General features: G+C 41.7%; 21 protein-coding genes. 15 read left to right on the top strand and 6 right to left on the bottom strand.

Annotated elements, in window-relative coordinates:
• Positions 1-9 precede the first annotated feature (9 nt).
• On the top strand, positions 10-1662 hold the full coding sequence (locus tag O6P32_RS03905; protein ID WP_269876913.1) for an AMP-binding protein: 1653 nt from the start codon (positions 10-12) through the stop codon (positions 1660-1662).
• A gap of 201 nt (positions 1663-1863) precedes the next feature.
• On the opposite strand, the gene O6P32_RS03900 is transcribed toward O6P32_RS03905, so the two are convergent.
• Both O6P32_RS03900 and O6P32_RS03895 read right to left on the bottom strand, forming a co-directional pair.
• Positions 1864-4464: a beta-mannosidase gene (locus tag O6P32_RS03900; protein WP_408636041.1), complete on the bottom strand. Its 2601-nt coding sequence runs from the start codon at positions 4462-4464 to the stop codon at positions 1864-1866.
• A gap of 169 nt (positions 4465-4633) precedes the next feature.
• Complete coding sequence (locus tag O6P32_RS03895; RefSeq protein ID WP_269876912.1) at positions 4634-5344, bottom strand: TapB family protein; 711 nt, start codon at positions 5342-5344, stop codon at positions 4634-4636.
• A gap of 247 nt (positions 5345-5591) precedes the next feature.
• On the opposite strand from O6P32_RS03895, the gene O6P32_RS03890 reads away from it, so the two are divergent.
• Positions 5592-6542 (top strand): tetratricopeptide repeat protein, encoded by a 951-nt coding sequence (locus tag O6P32_RS03890; protein ID WP_178266517.1) that lies wholly within the window; start codon positions 5592-5594, stop codon positions 6540-6542.
• A gap of 125 nt (positions 6543-6667) precedes the next feature.
• Here O6P32_RS03890 and O6P32_RS03885 read toward each other — a convergent pair whose 3' ends face one another.
• Together O6P32_RS03885 and O6P32_RS03880 are read right to left on the bottom strand one after the other, a co-directional pair.
• Positions 6668-7912 (bottom strand): hypothetical protein, encoded by a 1245-nt coding sequence (locus O6P32_RS03885; protein ID WP_269876911.1) that lies wholly within the window; start codon positions 7910-7912, stop codon positions 6668-6670.
• 63 nt (positions 7913-7975) lie between these two features.
• On the bottom strand, positions 7976-8467 hold the full coding sequence (locus tag O6P32_RS03880; RefSeq protein ID WP_269876909.1) for a hypothetical protein: 492 nt from the start codon (positions 8465-8467) through the stop codon (positions 7976-7978).
• Positions 8468-8761: 294 nt separating this feature from the next.
• On the opposite strand from O6P32_RS03880, the gene O6P32_RS03875 reads away from it, so the two are divergent.
• From O6P32_RS03875 to O6P32_RS03830, 10 genes are all read left to right on the top strand, one after another.
• Positions 8762-10408 carry a family 10 glycosylhydrolase gene (locus O6P32_RS03875; protein WP_269877044.1) on the top strand — a complete coding sequence of 549 codons (1647 nt, stop codon included), beginning with the start codon at positions 8762-8764 and terminating at the stop codon, positions 10406-10408.
• A 93-nt stretch (positions 10409-10501) separates the two neighbouring features.
• Positions 10502-11674, top strand: a complete 1173-nt coding sequence (locus O6P32_RS03870; RefSeq protein WP_178266520.1) for an AIR synthase related protein — start codon at positions 10502-10504, stop codon at positions 11672-11674.
• A 380-nt stretch (positions 11675-12054) separates the two neighbouring features.
• Entirely contained in the window at positions 12055-13164 is a 1110-nt protein-coding gene (gene prfA, locus O6P32_RS03865) for a peptide chain release factor 1 (RefSeq protein WP_178266521.1), read from the top strand.
• A gap of 21 nt (positions 13165-13185) precedes the next feature.
• Positions 13186-14013 carry an orotidine-5'-phosphate decarboxylase gene (pyrF, locus tag O6P32_RS03860; RefSeq protein ID WP_178266522.1) on the top strand — a complete coding sequence of 276 codons (828 nt, stop codon included), beginning with the start codon at positions 13186-13188 and terminating at the stop codon, positions 14011-14013.
• A gap of 238 nt (positions 14014-14251) precedes the next feature.
• The gene (lpxD, locus tag O6P32_RS03855) at positions 14252-15292 is read left to right on the top strand and encodes a UDP-3-O-(3-hydroxymyristoyl)glucosamine N-acyltransferase (protein WP_269876907.1); all 1041 of its coding nucleotides are present in this window, start codon (positions 14252-14254) and stop codon (positions 15290-15292) included.
• A gap of 4 nt (positions 15293-15296) precedes the next feature.
• Complete coding sequence (locus O6P32_RS03850; RefSeq protein WP_178266524.1) at positions 15297-16682, top strand: bifunctional UDP-3-O-[3-hydroxymyristoyl] N-acetylglucosamine deacetylase/3-hydroxyacyl-ACP dehydratase; 1386 nt, start codon at positions 15297-15299, stop codon at positions 16680-16682.
• A 20-nt stretch (positions 16683-16702) separates the two neighbouring features.
• The gene (gene lpxA, locus O6P32_RS03845; RefSeq protein WP_178266525.1) at positions 16703-17470 is read left to right on the top strand and encodes an acyl-ACP--UDP-N-acetylglucosamine O-acyltransferase; all 768 of its coding nucleotides are present in this window, start codon (positions 16703-16705) and stop codon (positions 17468-17470) included.
• Between the two features lie 42 nt (positions 17471-17512).
• Positions 17513-18067: an IS1096 element passenger TnpR family protein gene (locus tag O6P32_RS03840; protein ID WP_178266526.1), complete on the top strand. Its 555-nt coding sequence runs from the start codon at positions 17513-17515 to the stop codon at positions 18065-18067.
• Positions 18068-18211: 144 nt separating this feature from the next.
• On the top strand, positions 18212-19123 hold the full coding sequence (miaA, locus tag O6P32_RS03835; RefSeq protein WP_269876904.1) for a tRNA (adenosine(37)-N6)-dimethylallyltransferase MiaA: 912 nt from the start codon (positions 18212-18214) through the stop codon (positions 19121-19123).
• Between the two features lie 254 nt (positions 19124-19377).
• The gene (locus O6P32_RS03830; RefSeq protein ID WP_269876903.1) at positions 19378-20724 is read left to right on the top strand and encodes an alanine/glycine:cation symporter family protein; all 1347 of its coding nucleotides are present in this window, start codon (positions 19378-19380) and stop codon (positions 20722-20724) included.
• 261 nt (positions 20725-20985) lie between these two features.
• Here the strand turns inward: O6P32_RS03830 and O6P32_RS03825 are convergent, their stop codons facing one another.
• Both O6P32_RS03825 and O6P32_RS03820 read right to left on the bottom strand, forming a co-directional pair.
• Positions 20986-21660 carry a YczE/YyaS/YitT family protein gene (locus tag O6P32_RS03825; protein ID WP_269876902.1) on the bottom strand — a complete coding sequence of 225 codons (675 nt, stop codon included), beginning with the start codon at positions 21658-21660 and terminating at the stop codon, positions 20986-20988.
• Between the two features lie 114 nt (positions 21661-21774).
• A complete protein-coding gene (locus O6P32_RS03820; protein ID WP_269876901.1) occupies positions 21775-22365 on the bottom strand; it encodes a helix-turn-helix domain-containing protein in 591 nt (196 codons plus the stop codon).
• A gap of 40 nt (positions 22366-22405) precedes the next feature.
• On the opposite strand from O6P32_RS03820, the gene O6P32_RS03815 reads away from it, so the two are divergent.
• The 3 genes from O6P32_RS03815 (at position 22406) to O6P32_RS03805 (ending at position 25235) form a co-directional block, all read left to right on the top strand.
• A complete protein-coding gene (locus tag O6P32_RS03815; protein WP_269876900.1) occupies positions 22406-22561 on the top strand; it encodes a hypothetical protein in 156 nt (51 codons plus the stop codon).
• Between the two features lie 292 nt (positions 22562-22853).
• Positions 22854-24161 carry a TolC family protein gene (locus tag O6P32_RS03810; RefSeq protein ID WP_269876899.1) on the top strand — a complete coding sequence of 436 codons (1308 nt, stop codon included), beginning with the start codon at positions 22854-22856 and terminating at the stop codon, positions 24159-24161.
• Between the two features lie 36 nt (positions 24162-24197).
• The gene (locus O6P32_RS03805) at positions 24198-25235 is read left to right on the top strand and encodes an HlyD family secretion protein (RefSeq protein ID WP_269876898.1); all 1038 of its coding nucleotides are present in this window, start codon (positions 24198-24200) and stop codon (positions 25233-25235) included.
• Positions 25236-25239: the final 4 nt, after the last annotated feature.

The following is a 25239-nucleotide window of genomic DNA, read 5'->3' as shown; positions in this document are numbered from 1 at the left end:
GGCAATACCATGAAACAGTTATCGGAAAAGACACTGGGAGACTGGCTGGAGCATTGGGCAAGTCACACTCCCAACAAAGAATATATTGTATACTCCGACCGTAACCTGCGTTTTACCTGGAAAACATTCAATCAGCGGGTAGACAACATGGCCAAGGGATTGCTTGCCATCGGTATCACCCACGGTACACATGTAGGTATCTGGGCAGGAAATGTACCCGACTGGCTTACCTTTCTTTATGCATGCGCAAAAATCGGTGCTGTAGCTGTTACGGTCAATACCAACTACAAGCAGGCCGAACTGGAATATCTCTGCGAGAATTCGGATATGCATACCCTCTGTATTGTCAACGGAGAAAAAGACAGCAACTTTGTAGAGATGACCTATGCCATGCTGCCCGAACTGAAAACATTCGAGCGAGGACACATGAAAAGCAAACGGTTTCCCTGCATGAGAAACGTCATTTACATCGGGCAGGAAAAATACCGGGGAATGTACAATACATCGGAAATCCTGCTGTTGGGCAACAACATAGACGATGAGGTTCTGGCAGAAGCCAAAAAGAAAGTCAACTGCCACGATACGGTGAACATGCAATACACTTCGGGAACAACCGGTTTTCCAAAAGGTGTCATGCTTACCCATTACAACATAGCCAACAATGGTTTCCTGACAGGCGAACACATGAAATTTACATCAGACGATAAACTGTGTGTCTGCGTTCCTCTTTTCCACTGCTTCGGCGTGGTTCTGGCTACCATGAACTGTCTGACTCACGGATGTACACAAGTCATGGTAGAGCGCTTTGACCCGCTGCTGGTACTGGCCTCCATACATAAGGAGCGATGTACTGCACTCTACGGGGTTCCGACCATGTTCATTGCCGAACTGCATCATCCGATGTTCGATATGTTCGACCTCTCCAGTCTGCGTACCGGTATCATGGCCGGCTCACTCTGTCCGGTAGAACTGATGAAGCAGGTAGAAGAAAAAATGTTTATGCGCGTCACCAGTGTATACGGTCTCACTGAAGCCTCACCCGGTATGACTCACAGCCGTATAGACGACCCGCAGGAAGTAAGATTCAATACCGTAGGACACGACTTTGAGTTTACAGAAGTACGGGTAATCGATCCGGAAACCGGCGAAGAATGTCCGGTAGGTGTACAAGGTGAAATGTGCAACCGCGGATACAATACCATGAAAGGATATTACAAGAATCCGCAGGCTACGGCAGAAGTCATCGATAAAAACGGTTTCCTGCATTCGGGAGACCTGGGTGTAAAAGATGAAAACGGAAACTACCGCATCACCGGACGCATCAAGGACATGATTATCCGGGGAGGAGAAAATATCTACCCCAGAGAAATAGAAGAATTCCTTTATCAGATGCCCGGTATCAAGGATGTGCAGGTAGCCGGTATTCCGTCGAAGAAATACGGAGAAGCAGTAGGAGCTTTCATCATTCTGCACGAAGGCTACAACATGAATGAGTTTGACGTACGCGACTTCTGTCAGGGAAAAATTGCCCGCTACAAGATTCCGAAATACATCTTCTTTGTGAAGGAGTTTCCGATGACAGGAAGTGGTAAAATACAGAAATTCAAATTAAAGGACATCGGTCTGGAACTCTGCAAGCAGCAAGGTATCGAAATTATTTAAGACATAAATACAACGATGGCGACACAATCTGCACTGATTATGTCGCCATTGTTGTATGACAGCAGTTTCATGCTGTATCCGACGTCGCCGTCCGTACAACCGGCGGCGTCGGCTATGAAATCAACGACGCTGTCCATAGAGCCGACGTCGCTGAATACACGCAACATCCATCACCAGACGGTTACGAAACAAGATCTTTTCTCAATTCTTCCGACAAGCCTCATATAAATCATAAACAGACAAACTCTTTTCAAAATCCCCCTGCGACAAAGCAGTACGAACCATCAGAGTAACCGGTTCCCCGGGAAGCAAATCGATATAATTATCGGAAAAAGTAGTTTCAAAATTATCACTGCACAAATATACCGCACGGGCAAAGCGGTTGCTCTGCAAGGTCACTTCAAAGCCTCCTTCTACCGGACGGATATCCTTCCGGATAGTTGCCGGAGCATAAGCCATCTCCTTCTGTGCAGCCAGAAAACAATTGTTGGCATAACATTTCCTGTCGTCTTCTTTCAGATATACATGTACCACCACATCCTGAGGAGAAGCTCCATCCAACAGTCTGTCCAACTGCTCTTCGAATACACAAGAAGACGTATTCGGATTTATTTGAATTTGCTTTTCCAATGCACTGACTTTTCCACCTTCCAATTTCCAAACCTCTACCGATAACACCGTCTGCAAAGGCTCCCGGCGGTCGGACACTGCATATACACGCAGATTGCCCTCTACTACAAGAGGAGACAAAAGTATATCGGAATAAGCCTTCCGTGCAAAATAATGCTGTGCTTTCCACCGGCCGTAATAATCCCGGCTCGACCACGATGCCACCGGCCAGCAATCGTTATGCTGCCAGAATAAAGAACCCATACAATACGGCATATCCCTGCGATGTGCTTCCATGGCTATCTTAATGGCATCGCCCTGCAAGACCTGAGTGAGATAAAGGAACGAACGGAAATCTTTAGGTTCGCGATGTTCTGCAAGCATATAAGTTTCTATCAACTTGTTGGCATGCTCTCCCCCACGCTGATGGGCCATCATCACTTCGGAAGTAATATTCCAGTCTTCGGAACCCGACGTATAGCGTTTCACCGTTTCAAAATCGGGGAACGACTGAAAGCCATACTCACTAAAAAAACGGCTTCTTTCCTTATTATACTGCGAAATTGGTTCCCTTCCACCCCATACTCTCCAATAATGGCGGTCCCCGTTACAGTCGTCGTTTACCTGTCCTTCGAGTCCGAAAGGTGAAGACGGCAGATAAAAACGGTCGGGATCTTCTTCGCTTACCACCAAAGGCAATGTTTCCAGATACTGTTTATCCATCTGCGCCTTAATCAGCCGGGCATATTCCGGATTCTGTTCGTTGTATTTTTTTGCCCAGCCCCATCCGTACCAGGCTTCATTGCACTCGTTGTTTCCACACCAGATGGCAATACAAGGATGATTACGCAAACGGCGTACATTATCGATTGCTTCCCGACGTACATTCTCCAGCCATTCGCCTTCTGCCGGATAGAGACTACATGCAAACATAAAGTCCTGCCATACCAGGATACCGTATTCATCGCAAAGGTCGTAGAAAATATCGTTTTCATAAATTCCTCCTCCCCACACACGAAGCATATTCATATGTACATCTGCTGCATCCTGAATGGTTTTCCGGTAACTCTCTTCCGTTACCCTCGGAAGGAAATTATCTTGTGGTATATAGTTTGCTCCTTTCATAAAAACAGGACGTCCGTTGAGTTCGAAGAAAAACGAAGTTCCATGCGCATCGGGTTTTCGTATCACCTTCAACGAACGAATCCCTACCCTATCCTGATGTGCATCGGCAGTCTGTTTACCCACAACAAGCGTTGTTTCAAACGTATACAGATGTGGATTGCCTAACCCGTTGCTCCACCACAGTTCAGGATTTTTCATGACAAAAGGCAATTCCACTTTATTTACTCCCTGCTTCAAGGAAGTCTTTACACGTGCCAGCACCTTTCCGTTATCGGTATCGGTCAGTACCACAGAAGCATCGGTCATCTCCTTGTCGGCCACCACCTCAACCTGTCCGGTCAGTACAGCCTTCTTTTCATTGACTTCATGCTGACGGATGAACACATTGCTGATACGTGCATCGTTCCATGCCTCCACATACACCGGACGCCAGATTCCCGAAGTCACCAGACGAGGTCCCCAATCCCATCCATAATGATAACCGGCCTTCCGGGCAAATACACTTACTTTCTTATTAAATACACCTCCATTCTCCGACTGGTCGTTTCCTGCAGAATAATGATATGGCAATGCATCCCATTTTGGGATATCCACTTTCAGAGGAGAATGAAAATAAATACGCAGGATATTTCCGGATGACTTGACCAGCGACTTGACTTCCACTCTCCATTCCCGAAACATATTGTCGGCCTTTAGAATCAAAGAATCATTCAGATACACATCGGCATACGTATCCAATCCCTTAAAAAGCAAATCAATATTCTGTCTGTTCATAAATTCATCGGAAAGTGAAAAAGACGACTCATATACCCAGTCTTCTTTATCAATCCACTGTACTCCCCGTTCATTCAAACGGTAGTAAGGGTCTTCTATTATTCCGTTATTCATCAAGTCGGTATGCACGACTCCAGGAACTGTAGCCGGATACCAGTTAGACAGTCTGGCCTGACGAAATTGCCATCCTTCATTCAGCTCCATCCGTAAAGGGGCTGCCGAAAGCCAGGTTCCACATCCTAAAGAAAAGGTTGTCAATGCTGTATAGCGTAATATTTGCGAAAAGTTTTTCATAGAATTATTTTTCATCACTTCAATTTTACAATCTTATCTTCTACAGGCAGACTGGCCAATAGGCCATATACCTCAAAAGGAAAGGGGATGAAAAGCGGTATCAACTCGTCTTTCATCTCCTTTCTACTATGCATTTGCCGATGCAAACCAATGCCTACGAGCACTTACATCAGTCTTTTCTGACAATCTTCACCAGCAATGTCTTTCCATTGGGTTTTCCCTTCATGTCATGCGATTCTGATTTCACCAATCCGACTCCTTTCGCATACCATTCGGTAATGCGTTCGGTTTCCGATTTTACCAGAATCTTAGTCCGTTTCAGATAGGAAATCTTGATACATTCAAATCTTCCGGCAGTAGTACCGATGGAATCTTTTCCCATATAAGCAGCTCCCGAGATTGTAACCTCGTTCTTCAGCATATTGGAAATTAAAGAATAAGAACGTTCAGGAATAGATTCTCCTCCCTCAGCTCCATCTTTTATGACAAATGAGTTATCTCCTTTAAATTTCAGTTTCTCCTCGAAAAGAGCATGCGCCTTTTCGTCGTATTTTTCCGGGTCAAGATCGGCTTCAACATAAGGACCATACATCAAATCCTGCTTGCAAACGGTATTCTGTCCGTCATAACTCCAGTCGTACAATGTATAGCTGGTATTATTTTTCGCCTTATTGGCCACAAGTTTCATATAATAAGTAGCTTTTGCCGCATTGCCATTCTCCTCAGCCTTGGTTACAGTTACTGTTCCGTTCGAAATACTTTGTCCAGCCTCATCGTAGCTTACATAATGAAGTTCAGTACCTTGCTTCGTACAAAAATATTGTGCCTGCATACTATGTACCATCAGCAATCCAAGCACAGTAAACATTAATTTTCTCATTGTTCTATTTGTTTAATTAATTTGTCATCTGTTAAGATGGGGCAAACTTACAAATTTATTTCCATCAAAAATGCTTTTTCGTTCTTTTTCAAAGAAAACAGCAGTGTCAGTTATCATTTTCTAACTATATTTAAAGAATATAGGATGCGGCTCGGCATTACCTTCGTTCAAAAGCAAGCTTTTGACTTGGTACTGCGCTCACCTTTAACTATATTTGCAACACTTAACGATTAAAACCAAATATATCATGGGCTTATTTACATCTTTGTTCGGCGGAAACAAGTCGAACGAATGTCAGGAAGACAAGCAGAAAAAGAAAAATTTTGAAATATTGAAATACGACGGTATCCGCGCCCGCAACATGCGCCAGCTGCCTTATGCCATTAAATGTTTTGAAGAAGCCATTGCACTGAATGAAGAAACAGAAACCATGCAATTGCTGGCTACCACCTACATACAGGCAGACCGCACAGAGGATGCACGCAATATACTGAACCGGCTTTGCGAAAAAGAACCGGAAAATGTAAATGCTTTACTTTCATTGGCCAACGTATGCCACATGCAACAAGATTACGACAGTATGGCTTCTGCATGTGAAAAAGCAATACAGATTGCTCCCGAAAATACTACAGCCCTTTATCTGGCTGGAAAAGCAGAACACTCCCGCCACAACGATTTACAGGCTATAGTAATGCTGACCAAAGCTATTACACAAAACGAAACCTTTACAGAAGCTTATCTGCTCCGTGCGGAGGTACTTTGGAGCATGAGACAGGCTAAAGATGCCTTGGAGGATATCGAGAAGGTTTTATCGCTCGATGCAAACGAAGAAAAAGCATTATTGATAAAGGGAGAAATTGAAGCGGCACTGGGACATACAGAACAAGCTTTCGAATGCTTTAATCAGGTAGCAGAACTGAATCCTTTCAACGAAAACTCTTATCTTCTGAAAGGAACTTTGCAGATAGAGCTGAAAAACTTCGACCAGGCTATCGAAACTTATGAAGAGGCTATCGAACTGATGCCCGACAATGCCAAACTGTATCAGGAACGCGGACGGGCACGCCTGCTGAAAGGAGATAAGGAAGGCTCGATGGCCGACTTGAAAAAAGCCATCGAACTGAATCCTGAAAATGAGAACCAGATAAACGGTCACTTCAAGAACTTTGAAGATACAGGAAAAGGTATCTTGTGGTAAGACTGCCCTGCAAGATAAAAACAACGTTCGGCAAGAAATCACCTGATGGATGTATCAGCATCCGTATTGGTAATTGTTCTTGCCGAACGTTTTATATATCTACTTTATAATAGAGATTGATTTTATCAGAACTGGAAAATAGCCGTCACAACCAGACGATGATTTAAGATAGAGTGTGAACTGATTACCTTTGCCTGGTTATCAAATTCGTCTCCATACCACGCACTACACAACGAATACTCTGCACCCAGTTTCCAATGATTGCGGTTGTAAGTGAGTTCTGCACTTCCTGTAACAAGCTGGTCGAGTGTTGTACCGGTGCCCAATACTCCTTGTACATCTTCTCCCGCACCCAAATTCTTCAGATAACCGAAGAACAAAGCCGGACGCCAGGTCTTCCCATATGCAATATTCAACCAGGTAGAGGAAGTACGCAGCGGAGTATACTCCTGCTTGCCATTATGAGTGTCTATCGAAGTAATGCCATATCCTCCTACCGTACTGGTCTGTGTCAAGTTGGAGCCTAATACAGTCTTAGCCGATACCAACAGCTGGTCGTATGTATATTTCACATGAGCCTCAGCCGATACTCCTGTAATACGCTCACTCACCTTGTAAGTTTCACCGTCTATCACAGAGTTGACACGTGGAACGATGGAAGACACGTGTACACCGGCTCCAGCCAACAGACCGGTCTGTTTATAGTCTACACCGGCATAGAATTCCGGGACACAACTGTTTTTCAAGAAGTTCTGGCTTTTCTGTGTAGCAGTGCTTCCAGCCACATTGGTAGAAGGTCCGACAGACAAATATTGCGACTGCCAGATAGCTGCTGCCGTAAGCATAAAGTGTTTGGCTGTATAACGGTAACGGATTTGAGGAGCACGGCTAAACGGCTGATAAGGTGCTCCCATATTCAAGTTCAGAATTTCAGGAGCTACATCTCCGTACAATGGATGCCAGGTCTGTCCGACGAGCAAGGCCGATTTTCCCCAGTCCAAGTTGAAATACACATGACGCAGGCGGAACATGGAATAGGAAGTACCCGATCCGCGAAAATCGACTTCTACTTTAGCCGAAGTCTTGACCTTTCCCCACATCGGTCCCTTTACATCCACTCCTAAACGAGTATATAAAGTATAAAAATTACCATTTGCAGCACTGTTCAAATCATTTCCATCCGGATCCAGTACTTCATCTTGCGGATACATGTAAAACAAACCATCTACCGTTTCAGAATTGGCACGGCTGTTATAAAACAAATCCGTACGTACCTGACCATAGAATTTATAGTCAAATCCTTTTTTCTGGGCAAAAGCAGTGGCAGACACTCCGAGCACTGCCGCCATAAAAAGACATCTCTTCTTCATTCTTAACATGATATTAAAAAAACACGGCTGCAAAGATACTGATTTTTATCATACCCATGCACATCAGAAATAAAAGCCAAAGCCAATCTTAAAACCTAACTTACTATACTCCGAACAGTTCATGAAACTCAAATCGTAATATACAGCAGGTTCTATGGTAACCGTTCCATTCAGAAAGAAGGCATATCCCAGCTCAGGAGTCATACAAACAATATTTTTCCGGTTGACAGAATTCGACAAATGTTTATAAGCAAATCCCAAACCGCCATATACTCCACAATTCGACAAATAATAACGTGCTCCTACCCCCAATGCAGTTTCATCCATTCCATTTTCTACATATTCGCCTTTGAAGTTGATCAGCACAGATAGATTATCTACCACAAAAGCTCCTCCCTCTACATTCAGTCCGAAGTTCGTTCCTTCATATTTACTGTGTGACAGGTTTAATCCGGTAAGAGAAGTATTGACAAAAAACGTCCCTTCTTCAAACTGTGCTTTAGCTTGTACGCACGCCATTAACAGTACACACACAATAGTGATTTTCTTCCACATAAATACATTCAGAATTAAATTGTTATTCTATTTCAATCAAAAAAAGACAGCAAACCATATATCTGCTGTTCGTGCACAAAAATAACAATTCCCCTGTTGAAGTACAAAATTTCATGTCTACAATACTTTTCTATCCTTCTGTAATATTAATCCGGTCTTCCAACCGTAATCGATAAAAACAAGAACAGCAACTTATATTGTAGTACTACAAAGCCATATCAATTTCACAAAAAAAAGAAGGAGATGGCTTTAAATAAAAAAGTCACACTATCTTTGCAAAAACAACAGATGTCTATGCGCTTATCCATTTTATTATTCTTGATGGGGTTGTTGAGCTACCTGCCTCTCTGCGCACAACCCAAAAACGAAATACGTGCTACGTGGCTTACTACTTTGGGAGGGCTGGATTTCCCTTCTTCCAAAGCCAGTTATGCGGCCGGTATCCAGCGACAAAAACAGGAATTATGCAAAATATTAGATGAACTGAAACAGGCTCATATCAATACAGTACTCTTTCAGACCCGTCTGAGAGGCGATGTGATTTATCCTTCTGCCATCGAAACTTTTGCAGAATCGCTTACCGGACATGAAGGACGGAATCCGGGCTATGACCTGCTGGAATTTGCAACAGCTGAATGTCATAAAAGAGGCATGGAACTTCATGCATGGATTGTGACCATACCGGTAGGTAACAACCGACAAGTGAAACTGTTGGGTAAGAACTCAGTCGTAAAGAAGTATCCTCAGCTCTGTAAACAATACAAAGGAAGCTGGTATCTGGATCCCGGACAACCGGGCACTGCCGATTACCTTGCTCGCCTGGTACGGGAAATTGTATCCCGATACGACATTGACGGCATCCATCTCGATTATATCCGCTATCCGGAACGTGCCCAACAGTTTCCGGACAATGCCACTTTCCGCAAATATGGAAAAGGACAAAACTTGGAACAATGGAGACGGGATAACATCACCCGCATCGTACGCAGAATCTATACGGAAGTAAAGACACTCAAGCCTTGGGTAAAGGTCAGCAGTTCGCCTGTAGGGAAATATGCCGACACGCAACGATACAGTTCGCACGGGTGGAATGCTTACGAAACAGTATATCAAGATGCTCAGGCATGGCTGAAAGAAGGTATACACGATGCACTCTTTCCCATGATGTATTTCCCCAACAATCATTTCTATCCTTTTGCTTTAGACTGGAAAGAGAACAAAAGCAACCGATGGGTAGTTCCGGGACTGGGTATTTATTTTCTTCATCCCAAAGAAAAGAATTGGGATGCAGCCGAAATAATCCGTCAGATTCATTTCATACGAAAAAGCGGACTGGACGGAGAAGCTTATTTCCGAAATCGTTTTCTGCTGGAAAATACAAAAGGGATATTAAGTACCTTAAAAAACAGGTTTTATCAAACACCTTCCTTCGTTCCTCCCATGACGTGGGCAGACAGCATTGCTCCATCGGTTCCCGATACTCCGGTTTTGCACGAAACAAAAGAAGGAATACACCTTTCATGGTCTCCTTCAACTGATAACAGTACGTTACCGGTACACTATCGTGTTTATGCATCCAATTTTTATCCAGTTGATATCACACAAGCTGAACATATCGTAGAAACACGGATAGACACAACTTGTTATACCACTTCGTCTTCCCAACTATATTGGGCTGTGACAGCAGTAGACCGATATGGCAACGAAAGTCAACCGCTCTACTTTAAGACAATATCAGAAGAAAGCCTTCCGATATGGAACCATTTACCCGACCTTCCTGCAGGCGGTATCCTGATAATATACGATGCCACGGGAACTGAACTTTTCCGTACCTCGGATATTCACTCCCAACAGATACAAAATCTGGCTCCGGGATTTTACAGAATCACGATTTTAACCGACAACGGGCAAAGCATAGCAACAGGAAGCATCGTAAGATAAGGTTTTATGTATAAATCGTATGGATATAAGCAAAATAATCCGTACTTTTGCATATTCAATTGAAGAAATAAAATAAACTTATTACTATATCTCATGAGCAATCAACGATACATGCAGCGCGGCGTATCCGCATCGAAAGAAGATGTACACAACGCCATCAAGAACATTGACAAAGGTATTTTCCCGAAAGCATTCTGCAAAATCATCCCAGATATCTTGGGAGGCGACCCGGAATATTGCAATATCATGCATGCCGACGGAGCCGGCACCAAATCATCACTGGCTTACCTGTACTGGAAAGAAACCGGTGACTTGTCTGTATGGAAAGGTATCGCACAGGATGCTTTGATTATGAACATCGATGACTTGTTGTGCGTAGGAGCAGTAGACAACATTCTGGTTTCTTCTACTATCGGACGAAACAAACTGCTTGTACCGGGAGAAGTAATTTCTGCCATTATCAATGGTACTGATGAGTTGTTGGCAGAACTCCGCGAAATGGGTGTAGGTGTATATGCTACTGGTGGTGAAACTGCCGATGTAGGCGACTTGGTTCGTACTATCATTGTAGACAGTACCGTGACTTGCCGTATGAAACGCAGTGATGTAATCGACAATGCCAACATCCGTCCGGGTGATGTAATTGTAGGTCTGGCTTCTTACGGACAGGCTACTTACGAAAAAGAATACAACGGTGGTATGGGAAGCAATGGTCTGACCAGTGCCCGTCACGATGTATTCAGCAAGTATTTGGCAGAGAAATATCCGGAAAGCTACGACAAGGCAGTACCTGAAGATTTGGTTTACAGTGGTAATTTGAAACTGACAGACAGTGTAGAAGGTTCTCCGCTGGACGCCGGTAAACTGGTACTTTCACCAACACGTACTTATGCACCGGTTGTGAAGAAGTTACTGGATGCACTTCGCCCGCAGATTCACGGTATGGTACATTGCTCAGGTGGTGCACAGACTAAAGTATTGCATTTCGTAGGCGATAACTGCCGTGTGATCAAAGACAACCTCTTCCCTGTTCCTCCTTTGTTCCGCACAATCAAAGAACAGAGTGGTACTGACTGGGACGAAATGTACAAAGTGTTCAACATGGGACATCGTCTGGAAGTTTACCTGTCACCGGAACATGCAGAACAGGTTATCGAAATCAGTAAATCGTTCAATATCGATGCACAAATTATAGGACGTATCGAAGAAAGTAACGGTACAAAAGAACTGATTATAAAGAGCGAATTCGGAGAATTCAAATACTAATAAAAAATGATACAGGATGAGGCAATGCATCCTGTACCATTTTATCAAAACAGCAGCCAATAAGAAATATGAAATATTCCTTACTCATATTTACAGCACTTGCCCTTGCGTTCGCTATTTGGCAAAATCGCGTTTACCAAAAAAGTATTATAGATAATCTAAGCAGACCTTATCGAAGATGCATAGCTATACTTATGTGGATAAGTTATATTGCTGCCGCATATTTTTTGATAAGTGAATTGATTCTTTATTGGAGCGAGCATGGGTTTAATTGGCGAGTTGTAATAAAAATCCTCGTCAGCGCAGGATGGATCACTATATTATATAGAAGTATTACATTGAAAAATACACTAGCAAAGAAACTGTGGAAATAAAGTGATATGGCAGAAAACAATACCATTTTAGAAAAGCTGGAAGGCTTGGTAGCCCGCTTCGAGGAAGTATCAACTTTGATTACAGACCCGAACGTAATTGGCGATCAGAAACGATACGTAAAACTGACCAAAGAATACAAGGAACTGGGAGACATCATGGCAGCCCGCAAAGAGTACCTGCAATGCCTGAACGGACTGGAAGAAGCCAAAATGATGATGTCTGAAAATGATCCGGAAATGAAAGAAATGGCTCGTGAAGAAGCTGCTGCCTGCGAAGCCCGTATTCCGGAATTGGAAGAGGAAATCAAATTATTATTGGTTCCTGCCGACCCACAAGACGACCGTAATGCAATTCTTGAAATCCGTGGTGGTACAGGAGGAGACGAAGCTGCAATCTTTGCCGGCGACTTGTTCCGTATGTATTCTAAATATTGCGAATCAAAAGGTTGGAAACTGGAAGTATCAAGTGCCAACGAAGGAGCAGCCGGCGGTTTCAAGGAAATCATCTGTTCTGTAACCGGAGACAAGGTATATGGAACTTTAAAATACGAATCGGGTGTACACCGTGTACAGCGTGTACCCGCTACTGAAACACAAGGACGTGTGCATACCTCAGCTGCATCGGTTGCCGTACTTCCCGAAGCCGAACCTTTTGATGTAGAAATCAACGAAGGAGAAATCAAATGGGATACATTCCGAAGCGGTGGTGCAGGAGGACAGAACGTAAACAAGGTAGAATCTGGAGTTCGTTTGCGTTATAACTGGAAGAACCCGAATACCGGAGTGGTAGAGGAAATCCTTATCGAGTGTACCGAAACTCGAGACCAGCCGAAGAACAAGGAACGTGCACTCTCACGTCTGCGTACCTTTATCTACGATAAGGAACATCAGAAATACATCGATGATATTGCTTCCAAGCGTAAAACAATGGTAAGCACCGGCGACCGTTCGGCCAAGATCCGTACATACAATTATCCACAAGGACGTATCACCGATCATCGTATCAACTATACCATTTATAATCTGGCTGCATTCATGGATGGAGACATTCAAGACTGTATCGACCATCTGATTGTAGCAGAAAATGCAGAACGTCTGAAAGAAAGTGAATTGTAAACAAATAAAAACAACCAGAATATGAATAAGCAAGAATTATTTGAGAACATCAAACGTAAACAGTCTTTCCTGTGTGTAGGATTGGATACCGATATAAAGAAAATCCCAGAACATTTACTGAAAGAAGAAGACCCTATCTTTGCTTTCAACAAAGCCATTATTGACGCTACAGCACCTTACTGTATCGCTTACAAACCCAATTTGGCTTTCTACGAGAGTATGGGTGTAAAAGGATGGATTGCTTTTGAAAAAACAGTAGAATACATCAAAACAAACTATCCGGATCAGTTTATCATTGCAGATGCCAAACGTGGAGATATCGGTAATACTTCGGCCATGTATGCCCGCACATTCTTCGAAGAACTGAATATCGACTCTGTAACTGTAGCACCTTACATGGGCGAAGACAGCGTGACTCCATTCCTTACTTATGAGGGAAAATGGGTGATTCTGCTGGCGTTGACATCAAACAAGGGCTCACACGACTTCCAGTTGACTGCAGATACAGAAGGAGAACGCCTGTTTGAAAAAGTTTTACGCAAATCTCAGGAGTGGGCAAACGACCAAAACATGATGTATGTAGTAGGCGCAACTCAGGGACGTATGTTTGAAGACATCCGCAAAATCGCTCCAAACCACTTCCTGTTGGTTCCCGGCATCGGAGCTCAAGGTGGTTCTTTGGAAGAAGTTTGTAAATACGGTATGACCAAAGAATGCGGCCTGATTGTTAACTCCAGCCGTGCAATCATCTACGCTGACAAGAGTGAGAACTTTGCTCAAGTAGCCGGAGAAGAAGCACATAAGGTACAGCAGCAAATGGCAGAACAATTGAAGATTCATCAGATCTAATTCAATCATCTGATTTTACATCATAAAAAGGGATGAAATAGTTTTTAAAAGCTATTTCATTCCTTTTTTCTATCTAATATGAGCAAGAATTAAGTATAGGAAAGAGAAATAATTAGCATTTTGTACGGATATATAAAAAAAAAATACGTAATTTGCATAATTAACAATGTATATGTCCTTACCAAGACTGTACAAAGAAACTATTTTACACGTATATAAAGAACAAAAAAATTAAGTTATGGAGTTCTCAGCCAAACAGATTGCAGAATATATCCAAGGAGTTATAATCGGAGATGAAGAAGCAACTGTGCATACTTTCGCAAAAATTGAAGAAGGTATTCCAGGAGCACTGTCATTTCTTTCGAATCCCAAATATACACATTACATATACGACACAAAATCGTCTATTGTATTAGTTAACAAAGATTTCCAACCCGAACGCGATATACAGGCAACTCTGATTAAAGTTGACAATGCTTACGAAAGCCTTGCCAAACTGATGACTCTATACGAAATGAGTAAACCGAAAAAAAGCGGTATTGATCCTTTGGCTTCCGTTGCAGCCTCAGCTAAAATAGGTAAAAATGTATATATCGGAGCCTTTGCATGCATAGAGGAAGGGGCTGAAATTGGAGATAATGCTTACATTCACCCACATGTAACTGTAGGCTGTAATGCAAAAGTAGGAGAAAATACAATTTTATATCCTCAGGTAACTATTTATCACGACTGCCGTGTAGGAAACCAATGTATAATTCATGCAGGAGCGGTTATCGGAGCCGATGGTTTCGGCTTTGCTCCCAGTGCTGAAGGTTATGAAAAGATCCCTCAAATCGGTATTGCAATCATAGAAGATAACGTGGAAATAGGCGCCAATACTTGTATTGACCGTTCTACTATGGGAGCTACCATCGTACACAAAGGAGTAAAACTAGACAATTTAATTCAAGTAGCCCACAATGTAGAAGTAGGCAGCCATACAGTAATGGCTTCGCAAGTAGGTATTGCCGGTTCTACCAAGATAGGCGAATGGTGCATGTTTGGCGGACAAGTAGGAGTAGCCGGACATATACAAATAGGCGACCATGTGAATGTAGGAGCCCAATCCGGTATTCCAGGAAACACCAAGTCAGGCAGCAGTTTGATGGGATATCCTGCTATCGAGCCCAAACAGTTTGCACGTTCATCGGCTGTATTCAAGAAATTACCGGATATGTATAGCGAACTGGGACGCCTGCAAAGAGAAATAGAAGAACTAAAAAAACAACTTAATAAATAAGCCCATGTTGAAACAACAAACATTAAAAGGCAGTTTTTCACTGAATGGTAAAGGACTCCATACTGGAGTTAAACTGACTGTCACATTTAATCCTGCCCCAGAACATCACGGGTATAAAATTCAGCGAATTGATTTAGACGACCAGCCTATCATCGATGCTGTAGCTGAAAATGTAGTTGACACCACTCGCGGTACTGTTCTGGAAAAGAACGGAGTAAAAGTCAGTACCGTAGAACATGCACTGGCAGCTCTTTATGCAGCCGGTATAGATAACTGTCTGATTCAGGTAAACGGTCCGGAATTTCCAATTTTGGACGGTAGTGCCAAAGCATATGTAGAATGCATCAAGCGTGTAGGAATAGAAGAACAAGCTGCTCCTAAAGATTTTTATATTATCAAATCAAAAATTGAATTCAGAGACGAAGCTACCGGTTCTTCCATCATCGTTCTTCCCGATGATAAGTTCAGTGTAAACACACTGATTTCATACGACTCGAAGATTTTAACCAATCAGTACGCCACTTTGGAAAATATGGCAGACTTCCCTACTGAAATTGCTTCAGCACGTACATTTGTATTCGTACGCGAAATCGAGCCATTGTTGAACGCCGGTCTGATCAAAGGAGGTGATCTAGACAATGCAATCGTTATTTACGAGAAGCAAATGACTCAGGAAAACTTCGACAAACTGGCTGATGTCATGGGAGTTCCTCACATGGATGCTGCTCAATTAGGATATATCAACCATATACCTTTAGTATGGCCTAACGAACCTGCACGCCACAAATTACTGGACATTATCGGCGATTTGGCTTTGATCGGTAAACCTATCAAGGGACGCATCATCGCTACCCGCCCAGGACACACCATCAACAACAAGTTTGCACGTCAGATCCGCAAAGAAATTCGTCTGCACGAAATACAAGCTCCGGTATACAACTGCAATGAAGCACCAATCATGGATGTAAACCGCATCCGCGAACTGTTGCCTCACCGCTACCCGTTCCAGCTGGTAGACAAGGTAATTGCTATTGGAGCAAATCACATTGTGGGAGTAAAGAATGTAACTTCAAACGAGCCATTCTTCCAGGGACACTTCCCTCAGGAACCAGTCATGCCGGGAGTACTGCAGATAGAAGCAATGGCACAGGTCGGTGGTCTGTTGGTTTTAAACTCACTGGATGACCCGGAAAAATACTCTACATACTTCCTGAAAATAGACAATGTAAAATTCCGTCAGAAGGTTGTTCCTGGAGATACACTGATTTTCCGTGTAGAACTGATGGCTCCAATCCGTCGTGGAGTTTCTACCATGAAAGGTTATATATTCGTAGGCGAAAAAATTGTCTGCGAAGCTGAGTTCATGGCACAAATAGTAAAAAATAAATAATAAACGATTCACTCAGATATATGATAAGCCCGTTAGCATACATACACCCTGAAGCTCAAATCGGAGAAAACGTAGAGATTGGTCCTTTTGTTTTTATCGATAAAAATGTAGTCATTGGCGATAATAATATCATCATGCCCAATGCCAACATTATGTATGGTTCACGCATAGGAAACAATAACCGCATTTTCCCGGGAGCTGTCATAGGAGCTGTTCCTCAGGATTTAAAATTCCGTGGAGAAGAAACAACTGCAGAAATAGGAGACAACAATACAATTCGCGAAAATGTCACCATCAACCGTGGAACAGCAGCGAAAGGCAAAACTGTAGTAGGAAGCAATAATCTTCTGATGGAAGGAGTTCATGTAGCTCATGACACCATCGTAGGCAGCAACTGTATCATTGGAAACTCTACAAAAATGGCAGGTGAAGTCATTATCGACGACAATGCCATTGTAAGCGCCAATGTCTTAATGCACCAATTTTGCCGGGTAGGAGGATATGTCATGATCCAAGGCGGATGCCGCTTCAGCAAAGACATTCCCCCATATATCATTGCGGGAAGAGAACCCATTGCTTACAGTGGAATCAATATAATCGGATTACGCCGCAGAGGATTTTCAAATGAAGTGATTGAAAATATCCACAATGCATACCGCATTATTTACAACAGTGGAAAGAATGTGAGTGATGCATTGGTACAGATACGGGAAGAAATACCTTCTACTCCCGAAATAGAATATATCATTTCATTCATTGAAAATTCGGAAAGAGGAATTATCCGATAAAAAGATTTTTATATCTTTACTACATCAAACAAAGTAAAAAAGATGGTATATAAATTTAGAATCATATCCGATGAAGTTGATGATTTCTTAAGAGAAATCAAAATCGACTCTGATGCTTCATTTTACGAACTGCATGAAGCTATTCTGAAATGTACTGGTTACAAAGACGACCAGATGACTTCTTTCTTTGTCTGTGATGATGACTGGGAAAAACAAACAGAAATTACACTGGAAGACATGGGAGGAGGAAGTTCGGAAGAAGACACTTATATCATGCGTGAAACTCGTTTGAGCGAACTCCTGGAAGAAGAAAAGCAGAAAATGCTGTATGTATTCGATCCGCTGTCCGAACGTGTATTCTTTATCGAATTGTCCGAAATTATCACAGGAAAGGACTTGGATAAGGCTGTTTGCTCCAGAAAAGAAGGAATGCCTCCTGCACAGACAATCGACTTCGACCAGCAGATGAACACCAATGCTGCACTCGATTTGGATGAAAACTTCTACGGCGATCAGGAATTTGATATGGAAGATTTCGACCCGGAAGGTTTTGATATGGGAGGAGGAGGAAATCCTTACGACGAAGACAGATATTAAGAAACAACCGTCTTACCTATAAAGTCGGATATATTCATCTAATACATTCCGGCTTAATCAAGCGAATAGTCTTGTAAACACCTTTAGAGGATTTATTACAAGATTATTCGCTTTATTTGAATCAATTCCAATACCCTTTTTCAGATGAATAAACCTACTCTCATTGTAATTATCGGCCCTACAGGAATTGGAAAGACAGAACTCAGCCTTTCTATTGCCGAAGCATATCATACCTCCATCATTTCGGCAGACTCCCGTCAACTTTATGCTGATTTAAAGATTGGTACTGCCGCCCCTACTCCGGAACAATTGAAGCGTGTTCCCCACTATTTCGTCGGAACACTGAAACTGACCGACTATTACAGTGCAGCACAATATGAAACAGAAGTGCTGAAAACACTGGAACACCTTTTCCAAACCAATCCGGTAGTGGTAATGACCGGAGGTTCTATGATGTACGTAGATGCCGTATGCAAAGGAATAGACGACATTCCGACCGTAGACAAAGAGACACGTGAACTAATGATTCAGCGGTACGAAACCGAAGGACTGGAAAGGCTTTGTGCAGAATTGAAGCTGCTGGATCCGGAATACTACAACATCGTAGATTTAAAGAATCCCAAGCGAGTGATCCATGCCCTCGAAATATGTTATATGACCGGAAAGACATATACCTCCTTCCGTACACGTACCACAAAAGAACGTCCATTCCGCATCATAAAAATAGGATTGAAACGAGACAGAGAAGAACTGTACGAGCGAATCAATAAGCGCGTAGACATAATGATGGAAGAAGGGTTACTGGAAGAAGCGCGTAGCGTATACCCCTACCGACAATTAAATTCGCTTAACACCGTAGGATACAAAGAATTATTCAACTATCTGGACGGACAATGGGAATTGCCCTTTGCTATCGAAAAAATAAAACAGAATTCGCGTATTTACTCGCGCAAACAGGTAACGTGGTTTAAAAGAGACGAAGAAATAACCTGGTTCCATCCCAATCAGCAAGAAGAAATTCTAAAATATATTTCAGAGTGTTTGAAAAAAGAATAAAACCCACCTTGATAACCATCACAAAAAAGGCTGCCCGGTTATTGTGAAAACAATAATCGGGCAGCTCTTTATACAGTAAGCCCTTATGCCAGCACACGGAGAATATAAATAACATAAAGAAACATTTTACAGCATATAAAATACATATCAACACAAATTTATCATATAAAACATCAAATCATACATAAAATATTGGTTTAATATAATTATTTGTTATTTTTACAACCCAAGAATACACATAATATCTTTTCAATATGGTAGAGTTGTTTAAAGAGATCAGTTCATTGGTATGGGGATGGCCAATGATTATCATGCTGCTGGGTACACATTTATTTTTAACGATAAAATTAAGATTTCCGCAACTGTATTTATTGAAGGCAATAAAACTATCCTTCAACAGTGATAAAAATGCAAGCGGAGACGTCAGCCAGTTTGGTGCACTGGCCACATCGCTGGCGGCCACCATAGGAACCGGCAATATCATTGGTGTAGCCACAGCTGTAGCTTTAGGCGGTCCGGGTGCCGTATTCTGGTGCTGGCTTACGGGAATACTGGGTATATCGACCAAATATGCCGAAGCTTTGATTGCCGTAAAATACAGAACGAAGAATGCTTCAGGAGAAATGATTGGAGGACCTATGTATGCACTTGAAAAAGGATTAGGACTGAAATGGATGGGAATTATCTTTTGTATTTTTACATCTCTTGCAGCCTTTGGTATTGGCAATACGGTACAGGCTAATTCCATATCCCTGCTACTAAACGAATCGTACGGTATCTCTCCCCATCTAAGCGGAATAGTAATGAGCCTCCTCACGGCTCTGGTTGTAATCGGAGGAGTGAAAAGTATAGCCAGAGTATGTACAGCTTTGGTTCCTTTTATGGCTGTACTATACGTATTAGGATGCTTCTACATATTATTCATCAACAGAGCTTATGTAGCCGATGCCGTCAGTCTGATATTCAACTCAGCTTTTTCTACTCAAGCGGCAGGGAGCGGCTTTGTAGGAAGTACCATCATGATAGCAGCACGCTACGGCATAGCACGTGGCCTGTTTTCCAATGAATCAGGATTAGGCTCTGCACCTATTGTAGCTGCCGCTGCCCAAACCAGAAATCCGGTACGGCAGGCCTTAGTTTCATCGACCGGTACCTTTTGGGATACAGTTGTAATCTGTGCACTGACGGGTATAGTACTTGTAAGCAGTATATTGGCACACCCAGATATAGACAGTTCTTGTGATGCGGCTCTTACAAAAATGGCTTTCTCCAAGATTCCATATATCGGCACCCCAATTTTATCTTTTGGTATCGTCACTTTTGCTTTCAGTACAATATTAGGTTGGTCATACTATTCACAAAAGGCCATAGAATATCTTGGAGGTAGAAAAACAATGATTGCATATAGGCTGGTATGGATTATTATGATTTATGCAGGAAGTGTATTGAATCTCTCTTTGGTATGGAACTTTGCCGATATCGTCAATGCCTTAATGGCTCTACCTAACCTGATTTCATTGTTACTTCTTTCGGGAATTGCTGTAAAGGAAACCAGAAAATACCTGTGGAATAATAGACTGGACGAATATGCCGAAGATTAACACAAGCTCAAAAGATTGCATATTATAACAATAAGACCGTCTCAAATTCTTTTTGAGGCGGTCTTCCGTTTTTATTTCAGCTTAAATAACCAGAGTTTATTCTCACTCCACTCACGATAAAATAACATTCCTGCTACCAAAGATATAAATTTACGATTCTATTCGTTCATTCAAACCGACGACGTCGGCTGCACGTTCGTCAACGTTGGCCGCACAGCCGACAATGACGGCTATACAATCAACGACGACAATTTATATTTATCAATGTCTGACTGGAATAAGACGATATAACATCTTACGTGTCATTACATGATAATTCAAGAACTTAACAATATAGCCTGTGATACAGGCAGCAATAACAGAACCCTCACGAACCCCTTCTATGCGCATTGTAAATGCTAAAGAAATAAGAACGGCCATGCACACCAACGACACATCTACATAAACTTTTATATTCCCAAAATCTTTATGACAACGACGGGCTATGTATTTCACAAGTCCTTCTGCACTCATCATGGCCACTCTTGGCTTGATTTCCAATACAACTCCTACCGATTGAATCAAACAACCAACAAGCAATATTCCCATTGCCATTCCATAATTGACAGGAACCAAATCCTGAATGAACCACATGTTCAAATCAATAAAAGCAGAGAATATAAATGAAAAAGGAATCTGCAACAAGATTTCTATTGTATCTTTTCGTGTACCATACCGCCCTTGAGTAAGCCATAGCTGAATAAGAATCATTATCAGATTCACAACAAAAGTCCAAGTTCCCAACGAAAAGGAAGTATTAATACTTAATACATAATTCATACTCGAGATAGGGGTCGTTCCAAGAGTAGAGTGAACAATTAGTGTGATTCCCAATGCCAGAAAATATAAACCTACAATAAAAATTAAATATCTTTTCAAAAGACTTTCTTTCTCCATATCGCTATATAAATTTTCTCGCACAAAATTACATTATTTTTTCTATTTGACCTTTACGGTCTTTCCTTTTTAAACTCCTTTAAACTTAGTGAAAATTACTGAGCCTCAACTGTTTCATTTTTTCGAACGTGAAAGTACAGTTTCTCTAAATTCCAGTGGAGACATAGCGGAATTGCGCTTGAAAAACTTACTGAATGAAGCCTGATCAGCAAAATTAAGCAAACCGGCAATTTGTTGAATACTGAAATCTGTAGAACTGAGTAAGTTTCTTGCTTCGCTGTATATCAGTTCGAAAATAAAAGCACGTACCGTTTTTCCAGTTTTGCTTTTTACAATTTTGGTCAGATACTGTGGAGTAATATGCAATGCATCTGCATAAAATGCCACATTGTGTTGAGTTTTAAAATAACTCATCAGCAGTACAATGAATTCCTGCAACTTCAGTTGGTTTTGTGTAATAGAAATATTCATTCCGTCTGTATCAGGAGCTTTTGTCCTGTCGAGTATATTGTCCAGCTCCAGATAAAACCGGACCAATGAGTTCTGAATCAGTTCCAGATGATAGAGATGCCCCTCTCTCTGTATCTGAGCCCCTACATTCATCATACATTCTCTCAAAATAATGGCATCGCAAGACTGGAGAAACAACACCGGATTTGTGTGCATACTGATACCTTTTACAATACGCTGTTCTAAATTGAGCATCCCGATTTTATCTATAAAATCCTTGTGCGAACACAAAAATATGCATTCAAAATCGTCTGATATATCAAAGAATGAAGTCAGATGTAACGGAGACAGTACACAGAGTGTATCAGACGATAAACGATATATCGTTTCATCTATCGACACACAAGCGTTCCCCTTACTCACCAATGCATACGAAAAAGCATTGACGTAAACAGGAGAATCATTAGATAGAGAAAAGTTTTTTGCATCTTTTGAAACAAATACACCAATCTCGCCTTTATATACGGTTCCTTCTTTTCGGAGAAGGATTTCTTGTATATTAACTATTTGATAATGTTCCATTACAGTTCTTTTTTATTCTATTACAAAGATAAAAAACTTCGGTTCTCTATCGGAAAACAAAAAGAGATATTTTCATTTCAGACAAATATCTGCTTATTTCAGACATGCTTCCAATGAGTAAAAAGAGTGAACTTTGCAGCGATAATCAAGACCGCAATTTTATGATAAGAAAACTATTATTTACCGGGGTGATAGGGTGCATAAATCTGATTCCCATCATAGCCCAGCAACAGCAAATGCTTACTATTGATGAAATATTCAATCTGGCAGATGCCAACAGCAAAAGCCTGAAAGTACACGATCTGGCAGTAGCAGAAGCAACACAAGCTGTAAAAGTAGCTCAAAGTGACAAGTTGCCTTCTATCGAAGCCAATCTTTCACTCAGTTACATAGGAAACGGATGGATGTGCGACCGTGATTTTTCAAATGGAATAAAAGCTCCTATGCCGCACTTTGGTAATAATTTTGCCCTCAAGGCTACTCAGGCTATTTATACAGGTGGAGCAATTTCTACCGGCATCAAGATGAGCGAACTCCAGAAAAAAGTGGCAGAAGCTGAACTGGAAAATGACAAACAGAATATTCGCTTTATGCTGGCCGGACATTACCTGGATTTGTTTCAGTTGCATAATCAGAAAAGGGTTTACCAGAAAAACATTGAGCAGACCAAAATGCTTATTGAGGAAATCAAATCGGCGTTCGAACAAGGTACGGCTTTGAAAAGTGACATCACCCGATACGAACTTCAATTGGAAAATCTGGAACTGGCTTTAACCAATGTATCCAATCGAATCAAAATAAGTAACCGACAACTTGTAACAACCATAGGACTGGATACAGATATCGAAATTCTTCCTGATACTACCTTGTTGTCTGTAGGTATAGACAAAAGAAATGAACTCTACTGGCAAGACGAAAGAGAGAATGCCCCAGTTATGCAAATGGCCAATCTGGGAGTAAAACTGAGTAAAAAACAGCAAGACTTGATTCGTGCCGAAAGAAGACCAACCATCGGACTAATGGCAGCAGCCAACTTCGACGGCCCGATACTAATAGAAGTTCCACCTATAGACAAGAACTTTGCTTATTGGTTCGTTGGAGTAAACGTAACCTACAAGTTTGATGCTTTATTCAAAAAGAATAAAAAACTGAAACAGGCTAAGCTTACCTCACTGAAAGCACAGGAGCAGAGAAGACTGGCAGACGAACAACTATCTAACGGAATCAATACTGCTTACATACAACTGGAAAAAGCCAATACACGCCTTCGTTCGAAAGAAAAAAGTGTCCAGCTGGCACATGAAAACTACGACATTGTACATAGCAGATACTTGAACGGGCTTTCACTTGTTACTGATATGCTCGACGCCAGCAACATACAGCTGAGCAGCGAACTGGAACTTGCCAATGCACAAATCGGCATTTTATACCAGTACTTTATGCTGAAAAAGACAGTGGGAAAACTATAACAAACAGAAAATAATCTTATCAAACTTATTATCAGTATGGCTAATATTAAACGAAACAAACAGATATCAAACATAGTTCTGACAATTGTAATTCTGGCAGGTATATGCTGGGTATGTAGTCATTTTTTCCATCTTGGAAATGTAGAATATACAGACAATGCACAGGTAAAGCAACATATCACTCCTATCAATACCCGTGTACCTGGTTTTATCAAGAAAATTTATTTCGAAGAATACCAGAAAGTAAAAAAAGGAGATACACTGCTGGTGATAGAAGATTCCGAATTCCGGCTCAGACTGGCTCAGGCGGAAGCCAACTATCTGAACTCTCTGGTAGGAAAGGATGCAATGCACACTACTATCAGCACCACTCAAAACAATATTCTCGTAACCGATGCCAGCATAAAGGAGGCAGCTGTACGACTGAAAAATGCTGAAGCCGATTTCAAAAGATATTCTGAAATGATAAAGAAAAATGCAGTCACAGCACAACAATACGACAGAGTAAAAACCGAGTTTGAAGCAGCAAAGGCAAGATATGAACAAGTGACACGGCAAAAGCAGTCTACTTCGCTGGTAAAACATGAGCAAACACAACGTCTACAGCAAAACGAAGCAGCTATTAAATTGGCTGAAGCCGAACTGAACCTTGCCAAACTCAATCTTTCGTATACCGTAATTGTAGCAACAGCCGATGGAATGACTGGCAGAAAAAACATACACGAAGGACAGCTGGTGCAACCCGGACAGACAATGGTGACTTTAATAGATAATGCTGAAAAATGGGTTATCGCCAACTATAAGGAAACTCAAACTTCTGTAATGAAAAACGGACAGCCGGTAGAAATAAAGGTAGATGCTGTATCTGGTGTAAAATTCAAGGGAGTAGTATCTTCTATATCGGACGCTACAGGGTCTTCCATGTCTCTCATGCCACAAGACAATTCAGCCGGAAACTTTGTAAAAGTAGAACAACGAATTCCTGTACGCATAGAGTTTACTTCCGATAACAAAAAAGAGGATATGGAACGTCTGCGCGCCGGAATGAATGTAGAATGTAAAATAAAATACTGATAAT

The organism is Phocaeicola acetigenes, from assembly GCF_027529745.1.
Lineage (GTDB): Bacteria > Bacteroidota > Bacteroidia > Bacteroidales > Bacteroidaceae > Phocaeicola > Phocaeicola acetigenes.
This window is presented reverse-complemented; position numbering and strand designations above follow the sequence as displayed.

Bases quoted from the DNA above. Each gene is read 5' to 3' on its own strand.
- O6P32_RS03905 (WP_269876913.1), top strand. From the start codon at position 10: ATGAAACAGTTATCGGAAAAGACACTGGGAGACTGGCTGGAGCATTGG.
- O6P32_RS03900 (WP_408636041.1), bottom strand. From the start codon at position 4,464: ATGAAAAACTTTTCGCAAATATTACGCTATACAGCATTGACAACCTTT.
- O6P32_RS03895 (WP_269876912.1), bottom strand. From the start codon at position 5,344: ATGAGAAAATTAATGTTTACTGTGCTTGGATTGCTGATGGTACATAGT.
- O6P32_RS03890 (WP_178266517.1), top strand. From the start codon at position 5,592: ATGGGCTTATTTACATCTTTGTTCGGCGGAAACAAGTCGAACGAATGT.
- O6P32_RS03885 (WP_269876911.1), bottom strand. From the start codon at position 7,912: ATGAAGAAGAGATGTCTTTTTATGGCGGCAGTGCTCGGAGTGTCTGCC.
- O6P32_RS03880 (WP_269876909.1), bottom strand. From the start codon at position 8,467: ATGTGGAAGAAAATCACTATTGTGTGTGTACTGTTAATGGCGTGCGTA.
- O6P32_RS03875 (WP_269877044.1), top strand. From the start codon at position 8,762: ATGCGCTTATCCATTTTATTATTCTTGATGGGGTTGTTGAGCTACCTG.
- O6P32_RS03870 (WP_178266520.1), top strand. From the start codon at position 10,502: ATGAGCAATCAACGATACATGCAGCGCGGCGTATCCGCATCGAAAGAA.
- prfA (WP_178266521.1), top strand. From the start codon at position 12,055: ATGGCAGAAAACAATACCATTTTAGAAAAGCTGGAAGGCTTGGTAGCC.
- pyrF (WP_178266522.1), top strand. From the start codon at position 13,186: ATGAATAAGCAAGAATTATTTGAGAACATCAAACGTAAACAGTCTTTC.
- lpxD (WP_269876907.1), top strand. From the start codon at position 14,252: ATGGAGTTCTCAGCCAAACAGATTGCAGAATATATCCAAGGAGTTATA.
- O6P32_RS03850 (WP_178266524.1), top strand. From the start codon at position 15,297: ATGTTGAAACAACAAACATTAAAAGGCAGTTTTTCACTGAATGGTAAA.
- lpxA (WP_178266525.1), top strand. From the start codon at position 16,703: ATGATAAGCCCGTTAGCATACATACACCCTGAAGCTCAAATCGGAGAA.
- O6P32_RS03840 (WP_178266526.1), top strand. From the start codon at position 17,513: ATGGTATATAAATTTAGAATCATATCCGATGAAGTTGATGATTTCTTA.
- miaA (WP_269876904.1), top strand. From the start codon at position 18,212: ATGAATAAACCTACTCTCATTGTAATTATCGGCCCTACAGGAATTGGA.
- O6P32_RS03830 (WP_269876903.1), top strand. From the start codon at position 19,378: ATGGTAGAGTTGTTTAAAGAGATCAGTTCATTGGTATGGGGATGGCCA.
- O6P32_RS03825 (WP_269876902.1), bottom strand. From the start codon at position 21,660: ATGGAGAAAGAAAGTCTTTTGAAAAGATATTTAATTTTTATTGTAGGT.
- O6P32_RS03820 (WP_269876901.1), bottom strand. From the start codon at position 22,365: ATGCTCAATTTAGAACAGCGTATTGTAAAAGGTATCAGTATGCACACA.
- O6P32_RS03815 (WP_269876900.1), top strand. From the start codon at position 22,406: ATGCATTCAAAATCGTCTGATATATCAAAGAATGAAGTCAGATGTAAC.
- O6P32_RS03810 (WP_269876899.1), top strand. From the start codon at position 22,854: ATGATAAGAAAACTATTATTTACCGGGGTGATAGGGTGCATAAATCTG.
- O6P32_RS03805 (WP_269876898.1), top strand. From the start codon at position 24,198: ATGGCTAATATTAAACGAAACAAACAGATATCAAACATAGTTCTGACA.